At 66.4% G+C, this 20,648-nt stretch carries 22 protein-coding genes; 16 read left to right on the forward strand and 6 right to left on the reverse strand.

What is annotated here, in order from left to right:
• Positions 1-114: 114 nt before the first annotated feature.
• The 5 genes from ABRP34_RS07575 to ABRP34_RS07595 all read left to right on the forward strand — a co-directional run bounded on the left by ABRP34_RS07575 (position 115) and on the right by ABRP34_RS07595 (position 4,333).
• On the forward strand, positions 115-1,689 hold the full coding sequence (locus ABRP34_RS07575) for a PspC domain-containing protein (protein ID WP_353712741.1): 1,575 nt from the start codon (positions 115-117) through the stop codon (positions 1,687-1,689).
• A 1-nt stretch (position 1,690) separates the two neighbouring features.
• Positions 1,691-1,975 (forward strand): hypothetical protein, encoded by a 285-nt coding sequence (locus tag ABRP34_RS07580; protein ID WP_353712742.1) that lies wholly within the window; start codon positions 1,691-1,693, stop codon positions 1,973-1,975.
• Positions 1,976-1,978: 3 nt separating this feature from the next.
• Entirely contained in the window at positions 1,979-2,233 is a 255-nt protein-coding gene (locus tag ABRP34_RS07585) for a PspC domain-containing protein (protein ID WP_353712743.1), read from the forward strand.
• A 224-nt stretch (positions 2,234-2,457) separates the two neighbouring features.
• Positions 2,458-3,483, forward strand: a complete 1,026-nt coding sequence (locus ABRP34_RS07590) for a 6-phosphofructokinase (RefSeq protein WP_003803870.1) — start codon at positions 2,458-2,460, stop codon at positions 3,481-3,483.
• A 124-nt stretch (positions 3,484-3,607) separates the two neighbouring features.
• Positions 3,608-4,333 carry a GNAT family N-acetyltransferase gene (locus ABRP34_RS07595; protein ID WP_353712744.1) on the forward strand — a complete coding sequence of 242 codons (726 nt, stop codon included), beginning with the start codon at positions 3,608-3,610 and terminating at the stop codon, positions 4,331-4,333.
• Here the strand turns inward: ABRP34_RS07595 and ABRP34_RS07600 are convergent.
• From ABRP34_RS07600 to ABRP34_RS07625, 6 genes are all read right to left on the reverse strand, one after another.
• Positions 4,330-5,847: a DHA2 family efflux MFS transporter permease subunit gene (locus ABRP34_RS07600; protein WP_353712745.1), complete on the reverse strand. Its 1,518-nt coding sequence runs from the start codon at positions 5,845-5,847 to the stop codon at positions 4,330-4,332. The genes ABRP34_RS07595 and ABRP34_RS07600 overlap by 4 nt on opposite strands.
• A 5-nt stretch (positions 5,848-5,852) precedes the next feature.
• Positions 5,853-6,284, reverse strand: a complete 432-nt coding sequence (locus ABRP34_RS07605; RefSeq protein WP_003803873.1) for an ankyrin repeat domain-containing protein — start codon at positions 6,282-6,284, stop codon at positions 5,853-5,855.
• Entirely contained in the window at positions 6,281-7,366 is a 1,086-nt protein-coding gene (locus tag ABRP34_RS07610) for a glycine cleavage T C-terminal barrel domain-containing protein (RefSeq protein ID WP_353712746.1), read from the reverse strand. Before ABRP34_RS07610 ends, ABRP34_RS07605 begins: the two co-directional genes overlap by 4 nt.
• 41 nt (positions 7,367-7,407) lie before the next feature.
• A complete protein-coding gene (locus tag ABRP34_RS07615) occupies positions 7,408-8,127 on the reverse strand; it encodes a flavodoxin family protein (RefSeq protein ID WP_353712747.1) in 720 nt (239 codons plus the stop codon).
• 141 nt (positions 8,128-8,268) lie between these two features.
• The gene (locus tag ABRP34_RS07620) at positions 8,269-8,925 is read right to left on the reverse strand and encodes an FABP family protein (RefSeq protein ID WP_003803876.1); all 657 of its coding nucleotides are present in this window, start codon (positions 8,923-8,925) and stop codon (positions 8,269-8,271) included.
• A 163-nt stretch (positions 8,926-9,088) separates the two neighbouring features.
• Positions 9,089-9,880, reverse strand: a complete 792-nt coding sequence (locus ABRP34_RS07625) for a hypothetical protein (protein ID WP_043419264.1) — start codon at positions 9,878-9,880, stop codon at positions 9,089-9,091.
• A gap of 221 nt (positions 9,881-10,101) precedes the next feature.
• On the opposite strand from ABRP34_RS07625, the gene ABRP34_RS07630 reads away from it, so the two are divergent.
• The 11 genes from ABRP34_RS07630 to asd all read left to right on the forward strand — a co-directional run bounded on the left by ABRP34_RS07630 (position 10,102) and on the right by asd (position 20,515).
• Positions 10,102-10,800, forward strand: a complete 699-nt coding sequence (locus ABRP34_RS07630) for a response regulator transcription factor (RefSeq protein WP_190608154.1) — start codon at positions 10,102-10,104, stop codon at positions 10,798-10,800.
• A 273-nt stretch (positions 10,801-11,073) separates the two neighbouring features.
• Positions 11,074-12,045 carry a mycothiol synthase gene (gene mshD, locus ABRP34_RS07635; protein WP_353712748.1) on the forward strand — a complete coding sequence of 324 codons (972 nt, stop codon included), beginning with the start codon at positions 11,074-11,076 and terminating at the stop codon, positions 12,043-12,045.
• Between the two features lie 105 nt (positions 12,046-12,150).
• Positions 12,151-14,400, forward strand: coding sequence for an RNA degradosome polyphosphate kinase (locus ABRP34_RS07640; RefSeq protein ID WP_353712749.1), 2,250 nt, complete (start codon positions 12,151-12,153; stop codon positions 14,398-14,400).
• A gap of 11 nt (positions 14,401-14,411) precedes the next feature.
• Positions 14,412-15,383 carry an NUDIX hydrolase gene (locus ABRP34_RS07645; RefSeq protein ID WP_003803885.1) on the forward strand — a complete coding sequence of 324 codons (972 nt, stop codon included), beginning with the start codon at positions 14,412-14,414 and terminating at the stop codon, positions 15,381-15,383.
• A gap of 69 nt (positions 15,384-15,452) precedes the next feature.
• Positions 15,453-16,256: a thymidylate synthase gene (locus ABRP34_RS07650; RefSeq protein ID WP_003803887.1), complete on the forward strand. Its 804-nt coding sequence runs from the start codon at positions 15,453-15,455 to the stop codon at positions 16,254-16,256.
• Positions 16,253-16,837, forward strand: coding sequence for a dihydrofolate reductase (locus ABRP34_RS07655; RefSeq protein WP_043419266.1), 585 nt, complete (start codon positions 16,253-16,255; stop codon positions 16,835-16,837). The genes ABRP34_RS07650 and ABRP34_RS07655 overlap by 4 nt, the downstream gene beginning before the upstream one ends.
• A gap of 3 nt (positions 16,838-16,840) precedes the next feature.
• The gene (locus ABRP34_RS07660; protein WP_307104378.1) at positions 16,841-17,059 is read left to right on the forward strand and encodes an NF038396 family protein; all 219 of its coding nucleotides are present in this window, start codon (positions 16,841-16,843) and stop codon (positions 17,057-17,059) included.
• Positions 17,060-17,177: 118 nt separating this feature from the next.
• Positions 17,178-18,257: a WXG100 family type VII secretion target gene (locus tag ABRP34_RS07665; protein WP_353712750.1), complete on the forward strand. Its 1,080-nt coding sequence runs from the start codon at positions 17,178-17,180 to the stop codon at positions 18,255-18,257.
• A 9-nt stretch (positions 18,258-18,266) separates the two neighbouring features.
• On the forward strand, positions 18,267-18,920 hold the full coding sequence (locus ABRP34_RS07670) for a hypothetical protein (protein WP_003803895.1): 654 nt from the start codon (positions 18,267-18,269) through the stop codon (positions 18,918-18,920).
• Positions 18,907-19,308, forward strand: a complete 402-nt coding sequence (locus ABRP34_RS07675; RefSeq protein ID WP_353712751.1) for a hypothetical protein — start codon at positions 18,907-18,909, stop codon at positions 19,306-19,308. The genes ABRP34_RS07670 and ABRP34_RS07675 overlap by 14 nt, the downstream gene beginning before the upstream one ends.
• Positions 19,309-19,384: 76 nt before the next feature.
• On the forward strand, positions 19,385-20,515 hold the full coding sequence (gene asd, locus ABRP34_RS07680; RefSeq protein WP_353712752.1) for an aspartate-semialdehyde dehydrogenase: 1,131 nt from the start codon (positions 19,385-19,387) through the stop codon (positions 20,513-20,515).
• The last annotated feature ends 133 nt before the right edge of the window (positions 20,516-20,648 follow it).

Here is a 20,648-nt window from a genome sequence, read left to right on the forward strand (position 1 = left end):
AACACGGATCAGGGTTCCCGGGTCCCGTTGTGAGGGTGAACCCGGGGTAAGTCAGGGACGACTCAGGGTGTTCCCCAATAGAGGACTGACCAGCACAAACGGCAGTATCGAAGTATGAACCCGCAGAACCCCAACCCCAATGAAGGCCAGCAGCCGGGCACCCCGTCCGGGGGCAGCACCGGCCAGGATCCGGAGCACCCCGCCGGACCGGAAAACACGGAACCGGAAAACACAAGTCCGGAAAACACAGAGCCGGCAAACGGCGCCGGGCCGGAAAACCCCACTGAGCCACTGTTCCCGCCGCCCGCGTCCGGCGCTCCCGCATACGGCGCTCCCGGTTACGGCCGGGCCGCCCAGCCGCTGGACTTCTTCGACTGGATCCGCAGCCACGGCGTACACCGGGGACGCGACCGCTGGATCGGCGGCGTCTCGAGCGGCATCGCCGAAAGGATGGGCATCGATCCGCTGATCGTGCGCGGCATTTTCATCGTGCTGACGCTGTTCGCAGGAATCGGCGTCCTCCTGTACGGCCTCGGCTGGGCCCTGCTGCCTGAGCCCGACGGCCGGATCCACACCCAGGAGGCGGGCGCCGGCCGCTGGAGCACGGGCATGACGGGCGCGCTCATCACCTCGATCGTCGGCCTCACCGGCATGGGTGGCGGCTTCTGGGGATGGGGCCACGACGGCTTCGGCTTCTTCTGGGCCCTGTTCTGGATCGGCGGCGTCATCTACCTCATCTACTTCCTGACGCAGCGCAACAAAAACCGCACCGCTGCAACGGTGAACGGCACCACCGGGGGCCGGGCGGCCTACGGCTACGCACCGGCCGGCAACGCACCAGCGAATGCCGCCACGGGATCCGCCACGTCACCGTTCCCGGCGTCATCCTTCGCTGCCGGCGGCCATGCTCCTGCCCAGCCCTACACTGTGCCGCCGACTCCGGACGCCATCCCGTCGTACGGCGTCAATGAACCGTACGGCCCCACAGCCCCCTACGGCGGCGGCCTTCCGCCGCGCCGGCCCGCTCCGGTCCCTGCCCCGGTTCCGGCGCCCAAGCCGAGGCCGAGCGGCCCGGGCGCGCCGGCCGTCGCCATCACCGCCGGACTGGCGCTGCTGGCGGGCGGCACGCTCAAAGCGCTCGACGCCGGCAACCTGATTGATCTGGGCGAGTCGGCCAACGCCGTGGTCTGGGCAGCCGGTGCAGCGGTCCTTGGGCTTGGCATCCTGCTGGCCGGAATGCGCGGCAGGACCTCGGGCGCCCTCGGGTTCTTCGCCGTCGTTGCGCTCATCGTGGGCGGCATCTTTAGCGCCGTGCCCAACGGTGACCGGTTCCGCTTCCAGAATGCGGACTGGAATCCCGTCACCATCGAGCAGGCCCGCCAGGGTTTCCAGATCACCGGAGGCCGCGGAACTGTCGACCTGACCGGCCTGAACCTGAACCCGCCACTGGGCAGCGACGTCGTAATCCCCCTGGACGCCACGGCCAGCAACGTGACGGTCATCATTCCACGTACCGTGCCGGTGGATGTCCGCGCCGACATGACCCTGGGCAACCTCAACGAGGGCACGGGCAGCCGGGGCGGGATCACCTCCCGGCAAAGCAGCTACAACTCGGACAAGCCCGGCGCCAGGCTGATCCTCCAGATCGACGGCACCGTGAGCAACATCGCCATCCAGGAAGGTAACTGACATGAGCAGTTTTGATCCGTCACCGGACACCAACCCTGCGCCCAAGCCGTCCACCGGGGCCACGGACGAACCCGCCGAAGCACCGGCCCGCGTAGGCACCATCGTCTGGGGGCTGGTGGTCCTCGCACTGGCCGTGCTGATCGTCATCTCCCAGCTGGGAATCGTGGTCCTGAACGGGACATATGTAGTGATCGGCCTGATGATCGGGGCCGGGGCCGCCCTGGTGATCGGCGGGCTGCTCTCAGCACGGAAACGTGACAACAGCGCAACAAACGGGAAGTCTTAAGCCATGGAAAAGTTCTACAGCATTGTCAGGGGCCTTGGCCTGAAGCGCGGACCGCAGCGCTGGCTGGGCGGCGTGTGCGGCGGGATCGCGGAGAAGCTGAACGTGGATGTGGCATTCGTCCGGATCGGTTTCCTCCTCTTGTGCCTGCTGCCCGGACCGGCCATCGTGTTCTACCTCGCGGCGTGGCTGATCCTGCCGGACCAGAACAACTCGATTGCGCTTGAATCCTTCCTCGATAAGCGCGGCACGGGCCGGTAGTAACCGCCCAAAGCCGGCAGCCGCCGTCGTCCGTTATGCAGTGCCCCCGTTCCCGCCGGAACGGGGGCGCTCTGCTGTCCCGGACCGTGCCGGCCCCTGGCGTCCGGGGCTCCCGGGGATGTAACCGTTTGTGTCCTACCCCACACTCCCCACTAGAATCTCTAATTGAGCTCAGCGTGGCGCTCTGCCCGTAAAACCTTCGAACCAGGATTTGAGCCAAGAAAATGAAAATCGGAATCCTCACCAGCGGCGGCGATTGCCCCGGACTGAACGCGGTTATCCGCGGCGCCGTCCTCAAAGGCATTGCCATCCACGGCCACGAATTCGTGGGGTTCCTCGATGGTTGGCGCGGAGTCGTGGAGGGTGACATCATCCCCATTCCCCGTACGCTTGTCCGCGGTATTGCCAAGCAGGGCGGCACCATCCTGGGCACGTCCCGGACCAACCCGTTCGAGAACGGCGGCGGACCCGACGTCATCAAAGCCCACATGGACCGGCTGGGCATCGACGCCATCATCGCCATTGGCGGTGAAGGAACCCTCGCGGCCGCCAAGCGCCTCACCGACGCCGGCCTGAAGATCGTCGGCGTTCCCAAGACCGTGGACAACGACCTCGACGCCACGGACTACACCTTCGGCTTCGACACGGCCGTGCAGATCGCCACCGAGGCCATCGACAGGCTGCGGACCACCGGCGAGTCCCACCACCGCTGCATGATCGCCGAGGTCATGGGCCGCCACGTCGGCTGGATCGCCCTGCATGCCGGCATGGCCTCCGGCGCCCACGCCATCCTCATCCCGGAGCAGAAAGTCAGCATCGAGCAGATCACCAAATGGGTGACCGAGGCCCATGACCGTGGCCGTGCCCCGCTCATCGTTGTGGCCGAAGGGTTCGTGCCGGAGCACATGGAGAGCCCCCACTCCGAACGCGGTCTGGACACCTTCGGCCGTCCCCGGCTGGGCGGCATCGCCGACCAGCTGGCACCGGAGATCGAAGCCCGGACCGGCATCGAGACCCGCGCCACCATCCTGGGCCACATCCAGCGCGGCGGCGTCCCCTCCGCTTTCGACCGAGTCCTGGCCACCCGCCTGGGCATGGCCGCCGTCGACTCCGTGGTGGAGGGCCGCTGGGGCACCATGGTGTCGCTGAACGGCACCGACATTGACCACGTTGGCTTCGAAGCCGCGCTGGGCAAGCTGAAGGTCGTCCCGCAGCACCGCTACGACGAAGCCGCGGTCCTCTTCGGCTAAGCCCGTTCCCCCGGCTGGCTTCCCGCAGCGCGAATGTACAGTTGTGGCCCCTGACTCCGGAGAATCAGGGGCCACAACTGTACGTTCGCGCCTGATGGGCGGCCGGGATCGGTAGGCTGGGACCATGAGCCTTGACCCCGGATCCGCCGCCATCATCCAGCTTGCCTGGGCGCGCCGCCTGGGGCTCGACGACGGCGCTTTCGCCCACGCCCTGGAAACCGGCGAGCGGATCACCAGGGTTGACGACTCCGCGCACTCGGTCGAGTTCGTGCGCCTGTTCGGCAGCTCGGCCCTCGTGGGTCCGCAGTGGGCCCTGGATGCCGCGGCAGGCATTTCCGATGAGGAGATGGCCCAGCACGTCACCCTGCTGACCATCACCCGGACGCACGGAGGCCACGGCCAGGGCTCCGCGGCGCTCTTCTTCGCCGACGACCTGCCGCTGCTGCAGACCGCGGAGGAGCTGACGGTGTCGCACGGCAATCCGGAGGCCATCGAGCTTGAGGGTCTGTGCCCGCCCGATGACGTGAACGAGGTGGGCCTGTCCGACCTCGAGAACCGCTACACCATCATTCACGACGACGAGGGGCAGCGGATGCCCGTGGCCTGCGGCGCCTACTCCGAATGGGAAGGCATCCTGGCCCACATGGGGGTTCTCGTGGCCCCCGAGTGGCGGCGCCGCGGACTGGGATCGCTCGCGGCCTCGGTGGCAGCCCACGAGGCCCTGGCCTCCGGGCTGACGCTGCAGTGGCGCACCGACGTCAGCAACAAGGGTTCACTGGCGACGGCACGCAGCCTGGGCTTTTCCACCGGCGGCATCCATACCAGCGTGCTGCTCGGCCAAGTGCGTTAGCGCGTCGCCGCCTCCGCGTCGTGGCCGGCAGCGGGCCGCTGCCCGCCCCATCCCTGGACCGCCTTGGGCCGGGCGAAGAACAGTGCCACCGCGGCGCCGAGCACAATTACAGCCGCAGGCAGCATGATTGACTGGCCCATCGCCGTCGCAAAGCCGTCATGCAGGGCGGGAGGCAACTGGCCGCCGAAGCCGCCGGCCTCACCCGAACCCCCGGGCGTCCCGCCGGGGGCCGCCGGAAGTTCCGCCGCGAGCCTGGCCTGCATGAGGACGGCGATGGCGGCACTGCCGAGGACAGCACCGATCTGCCGCGTGGTGTTGTAGACGCCCGCGCCGGCCCCCGCCTGCCGCATCGGCAGGTTGCGGGTTGCGGTGGAGCTCAACGGTGCCCAGATGCCCGCATTCGCGAAGCCGAGCACCGCGCTGGGCAGCAGGAACAGCCACACCGGGGTGTCCGGATGCATGAGTGCTGAATTCCAGAACAGCGCCACCGCCATGAGGAGCAGGCCGGTGGACGTGATGTATTTGGGGTTCACCCGGTCAATGATCTTCCCCACCAAGGGCGCCAGCCCGCCGGAAATCAGCGCCATGGGCCCCATCATCAGGGCAGACTGCGTAGGAGTCATGTCCCGCACGATCTGGTAGTAGAAGATGAGCGGCAGGCCAAAAGCCGTGACAGTGAATCCCACGGTGGTGATCCCGACGTTCGCCAGCGAGAAGTTGCGGTCCCGGAAGAGCGCCAGCGGAAGCAGCGGCTCACCCTTGTTGGCCGCCTGCCAGCCGACAAAAAGCGCCAGCACCACGATGCCGCTGATGATCAGCCCCCACACTGTCACCGGCCCGGTGATGGTTCCCCAGTCGTACGTCTCGCCTTCCTGGATGCCAAAGACCAAAAGGAAAAGTCCGACGGCGCTGAGCACCACGCCGGGGATGTCGAACCGGTGCGGGTGGGTGGTGAGGGACGGAACGAAGCGCCAGGCAAGGATGAAGCCCACGATCCCGACGGGCACGTTGATGAAGAAGATCCACTCCCAGCCAAGGCCGTCCACGAGCACACCGCCCAGAATGGGGCCGACGAGCGTCGCCACACCGGCGGTGGCACCCCACAGACCCATGGCGGCGCCGCGCCCGTCCGGCGGGAAGATCCTGGTGATCACGGCCATGGTCTGCGGGGCCATCAGCGCTGCGCCGAGGCCCTGCAGGACGCGGGCGGCGATGAGCATGCCCACGGTGCCGGACAGCCCGCACCACAGCGATGCGAGGGTGAACACCACGAGGCCCGCAAGGTACAGCCGCTTGGGTCCGAACCTGTCGCCGAGCCTGCCGGTGATCAGCAGCGGCACCGCATACGCCAGCAGGTAGGCGCTGGTGACCCAGATGACGGCGTTGATGTCCGTGTCCAGCCCCTCCATGATCCGCGGGTTGGCCACCGAAACGATTGTGGTGTCGATCAGGATCATGAAGAACCCTATGACGAGGGACCAGAGTGCAGGCCAGGGCCTGCTGACATTCTCCAAAATGCCTAGCCCAGCAATTCCAGGATGTCGTCGCGGGCGAACATCCGGGCGGCGTCACGTGCTGAGGGGGAACCGGCGTCGGGATCTGCTCCCGCGTCAACCAGCGCCCGGACGACGTCCGGGTAGCCCTTGAACACGGCGCCTGCCAGCGGGGTCTGTCCCTTGTCGTTGGCGGCATTGGCGTCGGCGCCGTGGTGCAGGATGAGCTGCACGGTTTCGGCGTGGCCGTGGTAGGCGGCGAGCATGACCAGCGAGTCGCCGGCGTGGTTGGTCAGCGTGGCCGGGGCGCCCGCGTTGAGGTAGCTGCGCAGCAACTCGGTGTCACCCTTGCGGGCAGCGTCCAGGAGGGTGCGTGCCAATTCGAGGGTTTCCTCGTCCGGCTGCTGGGAAGCGGGCTGCTCTGAAGCCCCGGCCCCGGGTGCGGTGGAGTCTGTCATTTGTGGGTCCCCCTCAGGAATCCTGTCTGCCTTCCGACGACCTGTCCGGCGTCGGGCGCCACGATCACTTCCTGCGCGGCTGTGTACGGTTCATCCCCGTCCATTACCGTCAGTATTTCATCCGGGGCGACCGAACGCTTGATGACTGCCAGCGCGATGGGGCCCATCTCGTAGTGCTGCGCCACGGACGTCACGGTGCCCACCTTGCGCTCCCCCACCCGGACCTCGCTGCCGGCAGCCGGCAGGGTGTGCTGGGAACCGTCGAGCTGCAGGAACACGAGGCGCCGCGGCGGGTGGCCAAGGTTGTGCACGCGGGCAATCGTCTCCTGGCCCTTGTAGCAGCCCTTGGCCAGGTGCACGGCGGTGCGGAGCAGGTCCAGTTCATGCGGAATGGTCTTGTCGTCCGTTTCAGCGCCGAGCCTCGGACGCCAGGCGGCGACGCGCAGGGCTTCGGCGGAAAGGGTACCTGCGAGTTTCCGGTCCCCCACCGTCTCTTCGAGCTCCGCCGCCGGCACGAGGTATTCGAACCACGGACGTTCGGCGCCGGGGTGGGTGTCCTCCGGGACCACGGCGTATGAGTAGCCGCCCGCGGCGACGTGGGGCCAGGGGTCCTGCCACACCAGCAGGCCGGACCATTCGGGCACAGCCTTGGTGGATCCCACCACCGCCCACTCGGCCGACACGTCCGCCACCTCGACGCGGAGCATGAACTTCATCCTGGTCAGCCACTCGGCCAGGGGACCAGCTTCGGCCGCCTCGACGATCAGCCAGGTGGTCCCGCCATCGTCCACCACGCGCGCATCGAACTCAATGCGGCCCTGGACACTCAGGAGCAGCAGCTCGGTGGACTCACCGGGCTGGAGATTGGCGACTTGCTGGGAGGACAGCGTGTTGAGCCAGCTCAGCCGGTCCGGTCCGGTGACCGTCACCACTCCGCGGTGGGAAAGATCGACGACGGCGGTTCCGGCCGCCAGTGCGCGCTGCTCCCGCAGGGGTTCGCCGTAGTGGGATGCGACGCCGGCGTCGGCGCCAGCCGCTTCAACGGCGCCAGGGCGCGACAGCAGAGGGCTCTTGGTAGTCATATGAAGGGGAACGTCCTTGGCTGGGAGGGTATTCCGGCCACCTAGCGGTACTCCGGGTTTTCGAAACCAAATTTGGTTCCGGCCTTCCATTCTTCCGGAAGGTTGCCGTAGGCGGGAATTCCGCCGGCGTCCTTGAGCGTCCGGGCCAGGTGCAGGAGGTTCCACGTCATGAATGTGGTGTTCCGGTTCGTAAAGTCACTCTCCGGGCCGCCCGATCCCTCATCGAGGTAGCTGGGCCCCGGCCCGACGGGGCCGATCCAGCCGGCGTCGGCCTGCGGCGGGATGGTGAAGCCGATGTGCTGCAGGCTGTAAAGGACGTTCATGGAACAGTGCTTGATGCCGTCCTCGTTGCCGGTGACCAGGCAGCCGCCCACCTTCGGGTAAAAGGCCCACTGGCCCTTCCCGTTGAGCTCGCCCGAATGGGCGTAGAGCCGCTCGATGAGCTTCTTGGTTTGCGAGGAGTTGTCGCCCAGCCAGATGGGTCCGGCCACCACCACGATGTCCGCATCCTTGACGGCCGGGTACAGCTCGGGCCATGCATCCGTGGCCCAGCCGTGATCCCGCATGTCCGGGTACACGCCGCTGGCGATGTCGTGGTCAACGGTACGGATGACCTGCGTGGCCACGCCCTGCTTCTCCATGATCAGCCGACTTACCGTGATCAGCCCCTCGGTGTTGCTCTTCTCCGGCGAACGCTTGAGCGTGCCATTGAAGTACACGGCTTTGAGGTCGCTGTAGTCAGCCGGGGGGGACTCATCCATCGGACACTCCATCGGATTGCTGCGGACTCAGGATTGAAGACCTGAGGCCAAAGTAGCCGAAGGGAGCGCCGGCGAACAGTGCCTGCGCCACGGAAGCGACGGTGCGGAGGCAGCGGTTCTGAAGCAGCGGGGTGGCTGCGGTCAGCTGACCTTTTTAAGGAACGCCGAGGCGTGCGCCTCGAGGCCGTTGCCAGCCTCAACAACCGGTTCGGCAGCCGGTTGTGCAGCCGCGCCGGACGCCGACGGGCGGCCGGTGGCCACGTCCCACCGCCAGAGCAGGTTGCCATCCACCAGCCCGAAGATCCGGGTGGCCGCACTGTAGTCCTTGGAGTGGCTGCCGCGCATCACCATGTCGGTGCTGAGCTGGATCTGCGGACCCTTGATCTGCCCGTAGTACAGCTCCGAAATGCCACCCGGGTGGCTGATGGAGACCGAGATGTCGAAGCCGCCATCCTTGTTGCGGAGGGCTTCCACCTCGTCGGCGCTTTTCAGCACGGGCACGATGTCCCCGGGAACCAGGCCGGGGCCGCTGTCGGCCTCCAGCTGTTTGCGCTCCAGGGCCCAAAATCCGGTCTCAACAGTGAGCGGCCGGAGCTTGGTGCCGTCCTCGTCGGTCAGCCAGCTTTCCGCACGGTACTGCAGGTACGGCAGACCGTTGTGGGTGAAGGAAACATGCTGCAGGAAGTGCTCTGAACCTTCATCTCCGGCCCCAAGCCGGCCACGGCCCTCCCACTCGCCGATGAGCCAGGAGAGGGGAACCAGTTCGGGGGTCAGGTCTGTAGGAATTTCAATAGGCACAGCCGCTACCTCTCGAAACCGCTAAGCAGGGGTTACCGCTGTCCTTTGAACAGTCGGTAGACAACAAAACCGGCAAACCAGGCCATGGACAGGCTGGCAACGCCGAGCAGGACAAGGAAGAAGATTTCAAATGCAAGTACGGACATGATGCCATCCTAACCCGTCAGGAGATGAGTAGTTTGTCTATGAAGTAGGCGAGCGAACCGACCGCCGCAATCGGCGCCAGACCCATGCCCAGGGCAGCGGGAAAGTTCAGCGGAGCGCCCCGGAGTGTCACCAGCCTGCGGAAACTGACCAGGACCGCTCCCACCACAACGCCGAACACTGCGGCGGGCAAAACGGCGATGTCGGAGAACACCAGCCCGGCCAGCGGCCCGGCCAGTCCGGCCAGGGTAATGCCCAGCGGCGCAATGATCCGGTCGGGCCAGCGAATGAGGCCGGCGAGCAGTGCGACGGCGGCGCTGATGCCCGCCACCAGCACCATCTCCTTGACGCCGTTGAACCTGGCGCTGGCGATCCATCCGGAGCCCAGGCAGGACAGGAGGACCCCCACGCTGCAGCCGAGCGTCGACTCGAGGCGCTGCGCCTGGCCGGTGCCGCGCACCAGCTGGACGAGGAAGACCGCGCCGACACCCAGGGCAATGAAGCCGGGCGTCCAGTTGAGGTAGCCGGGGGCGGCGGCGAAAGAGGCTGCAACGGCAGAGCCGGCCCCTGACAGCCCGATCACTGCGGCCAGGGTTTTCTTGGCGGGGATTTCCAGGTAGTGCGGCCAGCCGACGCCGATCGCCAGGGCAAACAGCGCAGCAACCGCCAGGAGGACATCCGGGGTCCGGAAGACGCTGGCCACCAGCGTCGCCAGGCCCACCAGGCCAACGACTCCAATGCTCCACGACTGGAGCGTCCGGCCTGCAGCGGCCGGAGCGCCCAGCTCGGGAGCAGGCCGCGGCGTACTCATCTCGGACTCTGCACTCAAAACTGCTGCGACCTCATCCTGGCTGTGCCGTTGACGGGCAGGGCTCGGCCCCCTGACGGTTTCAATCCTGCCCTATATGACCGCCATATGTCGTAAACAAGGCGCGCGGGTGCGGCCGATCAGTATCGGTCCGGGGGCCATTGGGTATACTCAAACATCAGCTCAGTCGCCCGACGATGCGCGGACAGCCCCTTGGAGGAACAATGTCGCACATCCTGTTACTGACCAACAGCACCGGGTCATCGGTGGACATTTTGCCTGCCTTGGAGCTCCTGAACCACCGGGTGCACATCCTCCCGGCCGAGCCCACCGCGCTGCTGGAGACAGACCCCTGCGACATCGTCCTCCTGGACGCGCGCAAAGACCTCGTGGGCGCCCGCTCACTGACCCAACTCCTGAAGGCCACCGGCCTCAGCGCACCTCTGGTGCTAATTCTCACCGAGGGCGGCATGGCGGCCGTTTCCTCCGCCTGGGCCGTCGATGACATCGTCCTCGACTCCGCCGGCCCGGCCGAGGTGGAGGCACGGATCCGCCTCTCTGTCGCCCGGGCTGTACCGGAGCAGGATGATGCCCCCTCCGAAATCCGGGCTGCCGGCGTCGTTATTGACGAGGCGAGCTACACGGCCCGAGTCAACGGCGCGGCACTGAACCTGACCTTCAAGGAATTCGAACTCCTGAAGTACCTCGCGCAGCACCCTGGCCGCGTATTCACCCGGCAGCAGCTCCTCACCGAGGTGTGGGGCTACGACTACTACGGCGGCACCAGGACCGTGGACGTCCACGTCCGGCGGCTGCGCGCCAAGCTGGGCGCCGACCACGAAAACCTCATCAGCACGGTGCGCAACGTAGGCTACCGGCTCACGCTGATCCGCCAGCAGGAGGACGAACTCACCGAGGCGTAGGCCTCAGGGCGCCGGTATGGCCCGCCCCAGGGTGCCGGCTTCCCGGCACCGCCCGCAGCAGAAATGCAGAACGGCCCGGCTCACCAGAGCCGGGCCGTTCTGCATTTTGAACTATAAGTGGAGGACATACGGGTCGAACGTATCGAGGCCACCCCAGTGGTGGATCCCCCTCACAACCTGCCATGAATGCCGGTTGAGGTAACGACTATACGGGGGCACCGCGGCCTGTTCCAAATCGGGCGTGCGGGCGTGGCGTCCGTATAGCCTTACAGCATGAGTTCTGCGCACCCGGAGAAATGGCCCGTCCTTGTCATCAAGGGCGGCGTGGATCAAGACCTGCTGCGGGACGTCCGCGTCCTGCTGGCCGCCGCCGAGGAATCGGACGGCAATCCTCCCGTTTCCGAACAGACCCTCGTGACCATGCGGGCAGCGGATACCGGCCCGCACACACTGCTGACCCTTGCCCTCTACGCCCCCGACGAGCAGTCGGACCCCGCCACGGCACAGGACCTGGCAGGCTTCGCCGTCGTCGTCGAGGAGTCGGACGGGACAGGCGTGGTGGAAATCGCGGTCCACCCCAGCTACCGGAACCAGAGCGTGGCGGACCGGCTCGTTGGCACGCTCAAGTCCACCCGCGGCCTGGACGGGCTCAAGGCCTGGTCGCACGGCAACCATGAGGCGGCAGCGGATCTGGCTGCCCGGTATGGCTACGGACCGGTGCGGGAGCTGTGGAAGATGCGGCTCACCACCGCCACCGCCGACCTGCCCGACGCCGGTCTTCCGGACGGGGTCTCGATTCGCGCCTTTGTGCCAGGCAAGGACGAAGAGGCCTGGCTCGCCGCCAACCGCGAAGCCTTCGCGCACCACCCGGAGCAGGGCTCGCTGACCAGGGCCGACCTGCAGGCCCGGATGGACGAACCCTGGTTCGACCCCGCCGGCTTCCTGCTGGCCGAGGACCGGGACGGGCGGCTCCTCGGCTACCACTGGACCAAGGTGCACCCGCAGCACGGGACCCATGCGGCCATCGGCGAGGTATACGTCGTGGGCGTCACGCCCTCCGCCCAGGGCATGGGCCTGGGCAAGGCGCTGACCATTGCCGGGATCCGGCACCTCCAGCAGCAGGGCCTGCATGCCGTCATGCTGTACACGGACGCGGACAACGCCCCGGCAGTCTCGCTGTACCGGCGGCTGGGCTTCACGCGCTGGGATATGGATGTCATGTACGGGCCGCTTGAGGGACGCTGATCACCCCCTCCTGCACGCGCGCCGCCGGCCTCGAAATCATCGGGTCCCGGATGGGTGATTGCTTGTAAGGTTGAAAATAAACCCGCCAGTACTCAAGGAGAGCGCATGCAACCGGAATCCGCCGGAACAGCCACCACCGAAATCAAGGCGGCCCCTGTGCGCGCCCGGTTCGGCTCCTCCGAAGTGCCGGCGTCCCGCGCCACGCAGGACCGGATCGATATCCCCGAGTTCGCCGCCATCCTGGAACCCGAGGGCGAGATCAGCCCGGACCGGTTCCTGGACCGCGAACTGAGCTGGCTCGCGTTCAATGCCAGGGTCCTCGAACTCGCCGAAGATCCTGACCTGTACCTGCTCGAACGCGTCAACTTCCTGTCGATCTTCGCCTCCAACCTCGACGAGTTCTTCATGGTCCGGGTGGCCGGCCTGAAGCGCCGCATCGCCACAGGACTCGCTGTCCCCTCCCCCGCCGGGCTAAGCCCCGTCCAGGTCCTGGAACAAATCGGCGAGGCAGCCCACCGCCTGCAGCAGCGGCACGCCCAGGTCTACGCCGAGCAGATCCGGCCGGCACTGGCCTATGAGCACATCCACCTCATGCACTGGGACGAGCTCGACGACGAAGCCCGCCACCGGCTCAGCGCCATGTTCGCGGAGAAGGTCTTCCCGATCCTCACCCCGCTGGCCGTGGACCCCGCCCATCCCTTCCCTTACATCTCGGGCCTCTCCCTGAACCTGGCCGTGGTGGTCCGGAACCCGGTCAGCGACAAGGAGCTCTTCGCCCGCGTCAAGGTGCCGGACCAGCTGCCCCGGCTGATCTCCATCGACGGCCCCCGGGCCGGCTCGGTGCCCGGCCGTGTGGCACGGTTCATCGCCCTCGAGGAAGTCATCGCCGTCCACCTGCACCAGCTCTTCGCCGGCATGGAGGTCCTGGAGCACCACACCTTCCGCGTGACCCGCAACGAGGACGTCGAGGTGGAAGAGGACGACGCCGAGAACCTCCTGCAGGCGCTCGAGAAGGAACTGCTGCGCCGCCGGTTCGGCCCGCCCGTCCGGCTTGAGGTCACCAACGACATCAACCCGAACATCCGCGCCCTCCTGATCCGCGAGCTCGGCGTGGACGAGTCGGAGGTCTACTCCGTTCCGGCACCCCTGGACCTGCGCGGCCTGTCCGTGATCGGCAGCATTGACCGCGCGGACCTGCACTACCCCAAGCACGTGCCCCACACCTCGCGGTACCTGAATGAGTCCGAGACGTCCAAAGCCGCCAACGTCTTCGCCGCCATGCGCCGCCGGGACATCCTCCTGCACCACCCGTACGATTCGTTCTCCACCTCCGTCCAGGCGTTCCTGGAACAGGCGGCAGCCGACCCCAAGGTGCAGGCCATCAAGCAGACCCTGTACCGCACCTCGGGCGACTCCCCCATCGTCGATGCCCTCATCGACGCCGCCGAGGCGGGCAAGCAGGTGCTGGCCCTCGTGGAGATCAAGGCCCGCTTCGACGAGCAGGCCAACATTTCCTGGGCCCGCAAGCTGGAGCAGGCCGGCGTCCACGTGGTCTACGGCATCGTGGGCCTGAAGACCCACTGCAAGCTCTCCCTCGTGGTCCGCCAGGAGGTGGACGGGCTGCGCCGCTACTGCCACATCGGCACCGGCAACTACCACCCGCGGACCGCGCGCTACTACGAGGACCTCGGACTCCTGACCGCCAACGAACAGGTGGGCGAGGACCTCTCCAAGCTGTTCAACCAGCTGTCCGGGTACGCTCCGAAGTCAACCTTCAAGCGTCTACTGGTGGCGCCCCGGTCGGTACGTTCGGGACTGATCGACAGGATCGAAACCGAAATCCGCAACGCCCGCGCAGGCATTCCCGCCCGCGTGCAGATCAAGGTCAACTCCATGGTGGACGAGTCCATCATCGACTCCCTCTACCGTGCTTCCCAGGCCGGAGTGAAGGTGGACGTCATTGTCCGCGGCATCTGCTCGCTGCGCCCCGGCATCCCCGGCCTGAGCGAAAACATCACGGTCCGCTCCATCCTGGGCCGTTTCCTTGAGCACTCACGCGTCTTCGCCTTCGGCAACGGCGGCGACCCCGTGGTGTACATCGGCTCCGCGGACATGATGCACCGCAACCTGGACCGGCGGGTGGAAGCGCTGGTGCAGCTGTCCGGCGGCGAAGACACCGCCTACGTCCTGGACCTGATGCGCCGGTACATGGACCCCGAGACCTCCAGCTGGCACCTGGACAACGACGGCGAGTGGACCCGCCACCACATCGGCGAGGACGGCCGCAAGCTCGACGATGTCCAGTCCTGGCTCCTGGCATCACGCTCCCGGCAGCGCGCCGTCGCCCGGCGGTAGGAACCCGGCCTTTGAAGAGCAGCGACTCACCCATAGCGGATCAGACCGATCACCCGGGCGAGCCGGTAGCCGTCACGGCTGCCGGCGCCCTTCCTTGGCGCGTCAAGAAAGACCAGCTGGAAGTCCTCCTGATCCACCGGCCGCGGTACGATGACTGGTCCTGGCCCAAGGGCAAGCTCGACCCGGGCGAAACGGTCCCCGAGTGTGCCGTCCGTGAGGTGGAGGAGGAGATCGGGCTCGTGGCACCGCTGGGCATCCCGCTCCCGCCCATCCACTACCACGTCTCCGCCGGACTGAAGGTTGTGCACTACTGGGCCGTCCAGGTCACGGGCAATTCCCTGCGCCCGGACGGCAAGGAAGTGGACAGCGTCATGTGGTGCACCCCGGAACGGGCCGCCGGACTGCTGTCCAACCCCTCGGACCGGGCGCCGCTGGAGTACCTCGCAGCGGCGCATGCCCGCAAGGAACTGCAGACCTGGCCGCTCGTTGTCGTGCGCCATGCCAAGGCCAAACCGCGCTCCTCATGGACCAAGGCCGAGGGCGAACGGCCCTTGGCCGCCACCGGCATCCGCCAGGCGCAGGCGGTGCACCGGCTGCTGAAGGCGTGGAAGCCCCTGCGCGTGGTCACCAGCCCCTGGCTCCGCTGCGTGGCGACCATCGCCCCGTATGCGAAGTCCTCGGATGCCAAGATAAAACTGGTGAATGCGCTCACGGAGCACCGGCATGCCCGGAACCCCAAGAAGACGGCAGCCGCTGTCGACGCGCTGTTCGACAAGCAGCGTGCAGTGGTGCTGTGCACCCACCGGCCTGCGCTCCCCACCGTCCTGGGCCAGCTTGCCGGGTACATGACCCCGCGGCTCAAGGGCCTGCTGCCGGTCGCGGACCCGTACCTCGCTCCGGGGGAAATGATCATCTGCCACGTAGCGCACGGCAGCAAGAGCAGGATCGTATCCGTGGAGCAGTTCAAACCCTTCGACGACTGAGTCCTTCCTGGCAACGCAAGGCCACAAAGGGTAACCGAAGTGATTTTGTGGATCCCATAGACTGGACGCGTGAGCATCCCAACGCCCTATGAAGACCTTCTGCGCGACGTCATGGCCAATGGCACGCACAAATCAGACCGCACCGGCACCGGAACCAGCAGTGTTTTCGGCCGACAGATCCGCTTTGATCTGGGCGAAAGCTTCCCGCTGATCACCACCAAGCGGGTGCACTTCAAGTCCGTGGCCGTCGAGCTCCTGTGGTTCCTTCGGGGCGACACCAACGTCAAGTGGATGCAGGACCAGGGCGTCACCATCTGGAACGAATGGGCTGACGCCGACGGTGAACTCGGGCCGGTCTACGGCGTCCAGTGGCGGAGCTGGCCCACGCCGGACGGCGGGCACATTGACCAGATCGCCGAGCTCGTGGAGAGCCTGAAGTCGAACCCGGACTCACGCCGGCACATCGTCTCGGCCTGGAACGTGAGCGAACTCAAGGACATGGCACTGCCGCCCTGCCATGCGTTCTTCCAGTTCTACGTCGCGGACGGCAAACTCTCCTGCCAGCTGTACCAGCGCTCCGCGGACATGTTCCTGGGTGTTCCGTTCAACATCGCGTCCTACTCGCTGCTGACCTGCATGCTGGCGCAGCAGACCGGACTCGAGCCCGGCGAATTCGTCTGGACCGGCGGCGACGTGCACATCTACGACAACCACATGGACCAGGTCCTGAAGCAGCTGGAGCGGGAACCGTACGAGTACCCGCAGCTGAAGATCACCCGCAAGCCGGAGTCGATCTTCGACTACACCCTGGACGACTTCGAAGTGGTGGGCTACCGGCACCACCCAACGATCAAGGCGCCGATCGCCGTATGAGCACGGAGGACACCATGGACGGGCAGGCTTTCAGCGAGGACATCGCCGCGGGGATGTCCGGAATCGGACTCGTGTGGGCCCAGACGCCTGCCGGCGTCATCGGCAAGAACGGCGACATGCCGTGGAACCTTCCCGAGGACTTAAAGCACTTCACCAGGGTCACCACAGGCCATCCCGTCATCATGGGACGCAAGACCTGGCTGTCCTTCCCTGCGAAGTACCGTCCGCTGCCCAACCGGACCAACATCGTCATCACCCGGCAGGAGAACTGGGGCAACTCGCCCGAGGCGGAGGGCGCCGTCGTCGTTAAATCCCTCGATGATGCCCTGCTGGAATCCCAGTTCGCCCCAGGCTGCGAAGCAGTCTGGATCCTCGGCGGCGGCGAAATTTTCAAGGAGTCCACGGGCCTGGCCAACGTCGCGGTGGTCACCACCATCGACGTGGATGCCGACGGCGACACGTATGCCCCGGAGCTCGGCGACGGTTGGGTGGCGGACACGTCCGTGCCCGCCGACGGCTGGCTGACGGCGGCCAACGGCACACGCTACCGGTTCACCAAGTGGAACCGTTCGGAAGGTTAGAACATGCTGCGCAAACCCGAAACCCTCTTTGTGCTCGGCTACATGCTGCTGCCGCTTCTGGCACTGCTGTCCGCGATCGTGGGCCTGACCATGATCCTGGGCGGCAACAAGATCGCCGGCATCATCGTGCTGGTGGTGGTGACGCAGGTATTCGCCTTCGGCTCCTTCTTTGCCCTGCGCGCCCGCAAGAACGCGCTGCTGGAGGAGCCCGACCGCCCGTAGCGTCCGGATGGGGAGCGCTGCCCATCGCGGTGGCCTGGGGCCCGAACTAAAGTGATGGCTGGACTTAGCAGCAACCGTGCCAACGCGGAACGGTCAGGATTTGGGGGATGATGCCGGAGTGACAGGTAATTTGTGGGGCGCCGACGTCGCGCAGCTTCGCACCCTCGCGCAGCAGTTCGGAAAGGTCTCGGACACCCTGCTGCAGACGTCATCGCAGCTGACCAACCAAATCAACAACAACCCTTCGTGGAAAGGCAACGACGCCGCCCAGTTCCGCTCGGACTGGAACGGCAACCACCGGGCGCTCATCCAGCGGACTGCACGGGCCCTCAAGGACGAGTCCAGGAAGCTGCTGGATAACGCCAACGAGCAGGAGAAGGCCAGCGACGCCGCCCCTGGTTCCGGCGGCGGCCCCGTGACCCTTGGCGATCCGGGAAGCTCGTGGGCAGGAACACTGGGCGGCGTGCTGCTTGGGGGCATCGGAGCGCTCAGGGCGGGCATGACCCTGCACAAGTTCATCAAGGCCCCCTTCACCCTTGCCAAGCACCTCGGGCAGTACGGCTGGGTCCTGAAGAACCAGCGCGCAGATTTCATCAAGTCTTTCCTGCAGGGCAGCCACCGCATCGGCGGCCCCGGTTTTGCGGCACACCGGCTCCTCGGCAACCCGGCCCTGGACGACCTGCTGAAGGGATCGGCGTCCGCCCATCGCGGGCTGGGGCTGATCGACAAGGCGACTGACATTGCGTCGCTGAAGAATCTGAACAAGCACATTGGCGTCCTTTCCAAGTTCGGTCCCCTCCTGGAGGAGAAACCGTGGATCGGGGCCGGCACCAAGCTCGAATGGCTGGGCAAGTCGGGCCTCGCGCGGGGACTCGGCTGGGCCGGCGTCGGCTTCAGCGCCTACGACTCCGTGAAGAGCTTTTCCGACGGCGACATCAAGGGCGGCCTCATGGGTGCCGGCAAGACGGCCCTCGGCGTTGGCTGCTTCCTGCCGCCTCCCGCCGGAACTGTCTGCCAGGTCGCCAGCGTCGGCATTGCTGTGTACGAGAACTGGGACACCATCAGCAGCGTTGGCAAGGACATCGGCGAGGGAGTCGTCAACGCCGTGAAGGACCCCGGAAAGTTCGTCAGCGACACGAAGGATACGTTGGTTGATGCAGGCAAGTCCGTGGGCAACTTCCTCGGATTCGGCGATTAGGAGACAAGCATGACTGTTCAGGAGCCAACCCAGCAGGAACCGCGCCTTGGCATCGACGTCATCGGTTTCGGCGTGGGCGAGTTCGCCTACCTGCTGAACGTTTTCGAGGGCCCTGCCCGCGACCGTTCAGTCAGCGTCTTCCGTGCCGAAGAGATGATCGACGACGTCACCCTGTCCACCGCGGGAGCGTCCTCGCTGCTGGCCCGTGACCTGGCTGCGGTTGACGATGACGGTGACCTGGGTGTGAAGGGCGTGGCTGCTGCTGTCGCCACTGCCCTGGGTCAGGCGACCCGGTGGACGGAGATCTCCCTCTTGACCGGCGAATCGATGGACAACGTGGCAATGCTGGAAGCACCGGGCGTTTCCTTGATGCTCCAGCCCAGGCTCCTGGGCACCTGGTTCGTTTTTGCCCAGGATCCGGCCATCTCCTCGGCTGAAGCGACGCTCCGGGTGGTCCGCCAGCATGCCGAGCAGAACCAGGGCGGGTCCGCGTACCTCGTCTTCAAGACCCTGGGTTCCGAACAGCACCTGCTGATCCGCCGTGAGGAGTCTTCCTGGACCACCGGTGTTCCGGATTTCGATAAAGACGAGGTGGATGAAACCGCTGGCCTGGATGACGCCGGACTGCTCGCCGCGATCGAGGATGCCCGTGGCGAGGCGTAGCGAGGGTGTCCCGCAGGAGCCCGGCTACGTTCCGTCCCAGCCCCCTGAGGACAAGCTGATCTACCGCCGGGCCGGCAACGGCGAAATGGTGGGCTACACGCCGGCCGAATACGGCGTGCGCAAGGACGACGGCCGCGGCTTGGTCAAGCCCGTCAACAGCTCCGGCGGGTTGCTGTTCCTTTCCATCCTTCTCACCGCCTGCCTGGGAGGCCTTGTTTACGGCGTGGTCCAAGCGGCGCTCACTGATCAGTGGCACATTCTTGGCGAAGTATGGTGGGTTTTCCCGGCCTGCCTCTTTCCTTTCCTGGCGGCGTGGGCGGGCTATTTCAAGGAGCGCAGGGCCGAGAAGCTGCGCAGAGCCCGCAACCTTCCCCGGCCCGTCGACTGAGGTCTTTGCACCCGGTGCCGTTGCGGCCGTGACGTAACCGACTGCGGCCTGCCAAATCCAAAGATAAACTGGCTCAATGACTACAGCAGCTACCCCCTCCGTCGGCCTGGTCGGATGGCGCGGCATGGTCGGCTCCGTCCTGATGCAGCGCATGCAGGACGAAGGCGACTTCGCCAACATCAACCCGGTGTTCTTCTCCACCTCCAACGCCGGAGGTGCCGCCCCGTCCTTTGCTGAAGGGGCCGGCAAGCTCGAGGACGCGTTCGACGTCGAAACGCTGGCCAAGCTGCCGATTATCGTCACCGCCCAGGGCGGCGACTACACCAAGCGGGTCCACGGCGAGCTGCGCAGCCGCGGCTGGGACGGCCTCTGGATCGACGCCGCCTCCACCCTGCGCATGAACGACGACTCGATCATCGTGCTGGACCCCATCAACCGCGACGTCATCGACAAGGGCCTGGTCAACGGCACCAAGGACTTCATCGGCGGCAACTGCACCGTTTCCTGCATGCTGATGGGTCTCGGCGGCCTCTTCAAGAACGGCCTCGTCGAGTGGGGCACATCCATGACCTACCAGGCCGCCTCCGGCGGCGGCGCGCGCCACATGCGCGAGCTGCTCAGCCAGTTCGGCACCCTCAACGCCGAGGTCAGCTCGGAACTGGACGACCCGGCGTCGGCCATCCTGGAGATCGACCGCAAGGTGCTGGCGCACCAGCGCACCGACATCGACGCAACGCAGTTCGGCGTCCCGCTGGCCGGCTCGCTGATCCCCTGGATCGACGCGGACCTGGGCAACGGCCAGTCCAAGGAAGAGTGGAAGGCGGGAGTCGAGACCAACAAGATCCTGGGCACCTCGGATGAGAACCACGTGATCATGGATGGCCTCTGCGTGCGGATCGGGGCCATGCGCTCCCACTCGCAGGCGCTCACACTGAAGCTGCGCGAGGACCTCTCCGTTGCCGAGATCGAGAAGCTGCTCGACGAGGACAACGAATGGGCCAAGGTGGTGCCCAACTCCAAGGAAGCCTCAATGGCCGACCTGACGCCCGTGGCAGCCTCCGGCACCCTGACCATCCCCGTGGGACGGATCCGCAAGCTCGAGATGGGCCCGCAGTACGTCAGCGCCTTCACCGTCGGCGACCAGCTCCTCTGGGGCGCCGCTGAGCCGCTGCGCCGCATGCTCAACATCGCCACCGGCACGCTGTAACGGCGCTTCGCCCTTAACCGGCTCTCCCCCGCACGACCAGCCCCCAGGGGCCGTCCATGCGGGGCGGGGCCGGTTTTGCGTGTGCCGGACGTTTCCGCAAAGTGGCCGAAAGCGTTTCCCTGCCACAGGAGGT

Source organism: Arthrobacter sp. K5 (assembly GCF_040448525.1).
Lineage (GTDB): Bacteria > Actinomycetota > Actinomycetes > Actinomycetales > Micrococcaceae > Arthrobacter > Arthrobacter globiformis.